This is a genomic window from Myxococcus sp. AM009 (genome assembly GCF_013372605.1).
GTDB classification, from domain to species: Bacteria; Myxococcota; Myxococcia; order Myxococcales; family Myxococcaceae; genus Myxococcus; species Myxococcus vastator.
Genome location: NZ_JABXEP010000279.1, coordinates 1 through 5,466, shown reverse-complemented (window position 1 = coordinate 5,466; position 5,466 = coordinate 1). Strand labels below are relative to the sequence as shown.

General features: G+C 72.0%; 5 protein-coding genes. 1 reads left to right on the top strand and 4 read right to left on the bottom strand.

All coding sequences use genetic code 11. The annotated features are described in order from the left end of the window. A partial coding sequence (locus HV824_RS34750; RefSeq protein WP_176425190.1) for a hypothetical protein occupies positions 1-1,594 on the top strand: 1,594 nt, incomplete at its 5' end. 9 nt (positions 1,595-1,603) lie between these two features. Here HV824_RS34750 and HV824_RS34745 read toward each other — a convergent pair. The 4 genes from HV824_RS34745 to HV824_RS34730 are packed head-to-tail and all read right to left on the bottom strand — an operon-like array spanning position 1,604 to position 5,383. Then, complete coding sequence (locus tag HV824_RS34745; RefSeq protein ID WP_176425189.1) at positions 1,604-2,344, bottom strand: TlyA family RNA methyltransferase; 741 nt, start codon at positions 2,342-2,344, stop codon at positions 1,604-1,606. Next, complete coding sequence (locus tag HV824_RS34740; protein WP_176425188.1) at positions 2,341-4,092, bottom strand: 1-deoxy-D-xylulose-5-phosphate synthase; 1,752 nt, start codon at positions 4,090-4,092, stop codon at positions 2,341-2,343. Before HV824_RS34740 ends, HV824_RS34745 begins: the two co-directional genes overlap by 4 nt. Further along, complete coding sequence (locus HV824_RS34735) at positions 4,092-4,985, bottom strand: polyprenyl synthetase family protein (RefSeq protein WP_176425187.1); 894 nt, start codon at positions 4,983-4,985, stop codon at positions 4,092-4,094. The genes HV824_RS34740 and HV824_RS34735 overlap by 1 nt, the downstream gene beginning before the upstream one ends. Before the next feature lie 17 nt (positions 4,986-5,002). Continuing rightward, complete coding sequence (locus tag HV824_RS34730; RefSeq protein ID WP_163787532.1) at positions 5,003-5,383, bottom strand: PleD family two-component system response regulator; 381 nt, start codon at positions 5,381-5,383, stop codon at positions 5,003-5,005. Between the last annotated feature and the right edge of the window lie 83 nt (positions 5,384-5,466).

Sequence of the window (5,466 nt, the reverse complement as noted above, 5' to 3'; positions counted from 1 at the left end):
CCCCTCCCTGACGCGGCGCGCGCGGCGCTCCGCCCTCATCATCGCCGGCAGCCTGGCCGCCGCCTGTGGCGGCAGTGAACCGCCCCCTCCCACGCCGGATCCCCCTCAGGTCGCCCTGACGGTGCCCGCGGGCATCATCTCCGACGACAAGCTCCAGGTCATCGTCACGGTGTCTGGCTGCGAGGGCGGCTCGACGCTCAACGTCAATGACCGGGAGACCCTGCTCCGGACCTTCCCGCACAGCGGCGGTACGATGACGCTGACGCTGGAGCGCAACGACATCCCCTACGTCACCGCGGGCCTGGCCGCGAACCTGTCGTTGAACGCGGTGGCCACGTGCTCGGACGGGCGCACGAATCGCTCGCAGCCCGCGCCTGTCTCCTACTTCCCGGTGCAGCGGCGTATCGTGGAGCCGCAGAACGCCGGCCAGGTCGTCACCGACCACTTTGTCATCGACGGCACCAGCGCGAACCCCACGTTCGTGGGCTGCGGCGTCCCGCCGACGGAGATTTCCACGCTGTACCGCGTGGACCTCAGCGGCAACGTGACGGGCACCGTCGGGATGCCCATCGCCTGCACCCCCGAGACGGTCATCACCGAGCGCAACCCCATCAGCGGCAAGCGCTGGGTGTGGACCCCGAACGTGGGCGCCTTCGCCGTGGACGCCGACCTGCGCATCACCGCGCGCACGACGACGGACATCGGTCCCACGCAGCTCACCGTGCTGCCGGGCGGTGACGCCATCATCGTCAACCGCATCGACGAGGTGCGCCGCCTGTCCCACAACCCCAACGGCACGTCGGAGAGCGTGGCCGAGGTCAAGTGGCTCTACGCCCCCACGACGCTGGAGAGCGTCATCGCCCCGCCCCTGGTTCGCGCGGACGGGATGATTCTCATCGCGTCCCTGGGCACGGGCCCGGATGCTTCGCGCACGGACGTCACCGTCACCGAGCTGTACGCGGGCGAGACGGGCGAGCAGGGCGCGGGTGGCACGGCCCGGGTCGCGTACAAGCTGCGGACCTTCGCGCGCAACGAGCGCCTCCCCCTGGGCGCCTTCAATGACACCGGCAACACGCTCTTCCTGGGCCTCCAGCTCGGCTCGGAGCAGTCGCAGGTCATCGCGTGCGCCGCGAACCAGGACGAGTGCGAGGGCGCTCGGCTCCAGTGGACCAGCCCCGCGCTCCCGGTGCCGCTGGCGCACATCCTCTACCACCCAGGCGCCTCGCGCCTCGTCGCGGTGGGCCAGCAGCGCGTGTGGTTCCTCGACGCGTCGGGGCAGATTCGCAACCGGGACAACCGCTCCATCGACGCGAACGGCGCGCTGAACGTGCTCCAGGTGCTGCGCCGGCCGAACTCGCCGGAGCTCTTCCTGCTCAACGCGCCGGCCCGCGGACTGGATGGCGCGCCGACGCTGCCCAACGAAATCGTCGCCGTGGACCAGACGTCCGGCGGCGAGGCCCGCGAGCTGTTCCGTCACCAGGTGGTCGGCAGCCTGGGCGGCGCGATCGACCCGGAGGGCCGGCTGTGGATCCGCACCGGCTTCGACGTGGTGCAGACGCTGCCCCTGTCCGACTACCGCCGCTACAGGCCGTAGCGCGCGGACTCAGACCCTGCTGGCGACGAGGAGCGCCTCCACGTTGCCAGCGGGCCCGGGCACCGTGGAGTCCATCAACCCGAGCACCTCCAGGCCCTGCTCGCGGACGAACGCCGTCACGGTGTCGATGGCGCCCTGCCGGGCGGCGACATCCCGCACCACGCCGCCCTTCCCCACCCGGTCCGGCCCCACTTCGAACTGGGGCTTCACCAGCGCCACCAACAGACCGCCCGGCGCCAGGTACGTCAGCACCGACGGCAGCACCTGCGTGAGGGAGATGAAGCTCACGTCGATGACGACCACGCCGACCTTCTCCGGCAGGTCCTCGTCCGTGAGGTAGCGCGCGTTGACGCGCTCGCGCGAGCGCACCCGCGGGTCCGTGCGCAGCTTCTCGTGGAGCTGCCCATAGCCCACGTCAATCGCATGGACGCGCGTGGCGCCGTGCTGGAGCAGGCAATCCGTGAAGCCGCCGGTGCTGGCACCGATGTCCGCGGCCACCTTGCCCCGGACGTCCAGCCCGAAGCGGTCGATGGCGCCCTTCAGCTTCAAGCCGCCCCGCGACACATAGGGCAGCACCGCGCCCTTGAGGCGCAGCTCCGCCTCCTGCGGAATCAGCGTCCCGGGCTTGTCCACGCGCTGGTCGTCCACCACGACCTGCCCGGCCAGGATGAGCGCCTGGGCCTTGGTGCGCGACTCGGCCAGCCCGCGCTCCACCACCAGCACGTCCACCCGCTCCTTGCGAGGCTTCACCGTCCGCCCCCTTCCAGAAGCGCCTGGCCCGCGCGCCGCAGGCCCGCCGCGTCCAGCCCCAGGTCCGCGCGCTGAACCCGCGCGTCCCCATGGGGAACGAACGCATCGGGCATGCCCATCAGCCGGACGCGGGCCATCAGCCCGTGCGCCGCGAAGAGCTCCAGCACCGCGCTGCCCAGCCCACCGCGCGTGGTGCCCTCCTCGGCCACCACGACATGACCGGACCGGCCGGCCTCCAGCAAGGCGGCTTCATCCAGAGGCGAGGCGCAGCGCGCGTCCAGCACGCTCCAGCCGGGCTCGCCCCGCGCGGCCTCCAGCGCGGCGATGCCCAGGGGGCCCAACGTCACCAGCGTCAGCCGGGGCTGCTCCGCGCGAAGCAGCCAGCGAGCCCCCCGCAGCGGCACCGCCTCCGCGCCCAATCCTTCCGGCAGGGGCGGCAGCGTGCCACGTGGGAAGCGGATGACGGAGGCGCGCGGCGCCGCCAGGGCGGTGTCCAGCATCGGCGCCAGGTCCTCCCCCACCATGGGCGACCACAGGTGCAGGTCCGGCAGCGGGCGCAAGGACGCCACGTCGTAGGTGCCCTGGTGCGTCGCCCCGTCCGCGCCCACCAGCCCCGCGCGGTCCACGGCGAAGACGACGGGCAGGCCTGGCAGGCACACGTCGTGGATGACCTGGTCGTACGCGCGCTGGAGGAACGTCGAATAGATGCAGCACACCGGCCGCGCGCCGGCCGCGGCCAGCCCCGCGCTGAAGGTGACGGCGTGCTGCTCCGCGATGCCCACGTCGTGCACGCGGTCCGGGAAGCGCGCCTTGAGCGCGTTGAGCGCCGAGCCCTCCAGCATCGCGGGCGTCACCGCCACCACGCGTGCGTCCCGGGCCATGGCGGCCTCCAGCACCGCCGCGAAGGCCTCGCTGAAGGTCCGCTGGCCGCCGCGCGAGCGCACCAGCTTGCCGTCGCGCCACTCATACGGCCCCATGGCATGCCCGCGCGTCTGCGTGTCGGCCTCCGCCGGCGGGAAGCCCTTCCCCTTCAGCGTCAGCGCATGCACCACCACGGGCCGCGACGAGGCACGGGCCTCGCGCAGCGCGCGAATCAGCGCGGGCAGGTCATGCCCATCCACCGGGCCCAGGTAGGTGAAGCCCAGGCCTTCAAAGAAGTCGCGCGCCTCGCGGGTGCGCAGCAGCGCGGGGATGGCCCCCACGTTGGCGCTGATGGACATCTGGTTGTCGTTGAGGACGACGACCAACGGCAGGTGGCTGCCTCCCGCGTTGTTGAGTCCCTCGAACGTGAGGCCCCCCGTGAGGCCGCCGTCGCCCAGCACCGCCACCACGTGGCCCCGGTGCCCCTGCTGCCGCCGGCCCTCCAACACGCCCAGCGCCGCGGACACCGCCGTGCACGAGTGCCCCGCCAGCAGCGCGTCGTGAGGACTCTCGCGCGGGTCCAGGAACGGCGCGATGCCGTCCGCGTGCCGCAGCGTGTGCATGCGCTCACGACGCCCCGTGAGGAGCTTGTGCGCGTAGGCCTGGTGCCCCACGTCGAACAGCAGCGCGTCTTGGGGCGAATGGAACACGCGGTGCAACGCGACGATGAGCTCCACCGCGCCCAGGGAGGCCCCCAGGTGGCCCCCCACACTGCCGCAGATGGAGATGATGTCCTCACGCAGCTCCTGGCACAGGCCCGGGAGCGCCTCCTCGGGAAGTGCGCGGACGTCCGAGGGCGAGCCGATGCGTGACAGCCACTCCGACATCAGGACTTCCGCTCCACCGTGTAGCGCGCAAGCGCCGCCAGTGGCCCGTCCTCACCCTCCAGGGGGCGCACGGCCGCGATGGCCTCGGCCACCTTCTGGTCCGCCAGCTTCCGCGACGCCTCCAGGCCCACCACCGCCGGGAAGGTGAAGCGCCCGGCCGCGGCGTCCGCGCCCGCGGGCTTGCCCAGCTCCGCCGCCGTGGCCGTCACGTCCAGCACGTCATCGGCAATCTGGAAGGCCAACCCCACCGCGTCACCGTAGGTGTCGGCGCGCGCCAGCGCGTCCGCGTCACCACCGCTGGCCAGCACGCCCATGCGACACGCGGCCCGGATGAGGGCGCCCGTCTTCATGCGGTGCATCCGGATGAGGTAGTCCAGCGCGGACGGCCGGTCCTCGGCGGTGTCCAGCACCTGCCCGCCCACCATGCCCGCCGCGCCCGAGGCCACCGCCAGCTCCCGGCACAGCGCGGCGCGCATGCGCTCGGGTCCGCTGGCCACCAGGGTGAAGGCCTCCGTCAACAGCGCGTCCCCCGACAGGATGGCCAGGGACTCGCCGTACACCTTGTGGTTGGTGAGCCGGCCCCGGCGATAGTCGTCGTTGTCCATCGCCGGCAGGTCGTCATGCACCAGCGAATACGTGTGCACGTACTCCAGCGCGCACGCCGCGTCGCCCGCCACCGCCGACACGGTGCTTTCGTGCGCCACGAGGTCCGCGAAGGACAGGCAGAGCACCGGGCGCAGGCGCTTGCCGCCGGCCAGCAGGGAGTAGCGCATGGCCTCCACGAGCTTCGGCGGCGCCCCGGCGGGCCCCAGCCGCTCCACGCGCTCGCTCAGCAGGGCCTCGACGCGCGCCTGCTGGGTGGCCAGGAAGGAGTTCAGTTGAAACGTTGCCACGAGCGTCCGTGCTCCTCTTATGGAATCTGCGCGGGCACGAGCTCGCGGATGCGGCTGACGAGCTTGTCCATGTCCAGCGGCTTGACGAAGTAGTCCGCGGCGCCCACTTCCATGCCGTGCCGCTTGTCCTCGGGCTCCCCACGGCCACTGATGAAGATGACGGGGATGTCCCGGAACTGCTCGTTCTTCTTCACCGCCCGGCACAGCTCGAAGCCGTCAATCCAGGACATGTTCACGTCCAGGAGGATGGCGTGCGGCCGGTGCAGTTGGAACGACGCGATGAGCCGCAGGCCGTTGGCCGCCATGGTGACGGCAAAGCCCTCGTCCTCCAGGGCCGCCGCCAGCAGCTCCCGCGTGTCGCGGTCATCATCGACAATGGTGATTTTCGGCTTCGACATGCCGGAGTGGACGCGCCCGAGCACCTAGAACGGGACGTCATCCTCCGGGGGCGGACGGGGAGCTGCTGGCGGCGGCCCTGGAG

What these genes read in the sequence shown, in the direction of transcription:
- HV824_RS34740 (WP_176425188.1), bottom strand. Translation starts at nt 4,092, where the DNA reads ATGTCGGAGTGGCTGTCACGCATCGGCTCGCCCTCGGACGTCCGCGCA.
- HV824_RS34730 (WP_163787532.1), bottom strand. Translation starts at nt 5,383, where the DNA reads ATGTCGAAGCCGAAAATCACCATTGTCGATGATGACCGCGACACGCGG.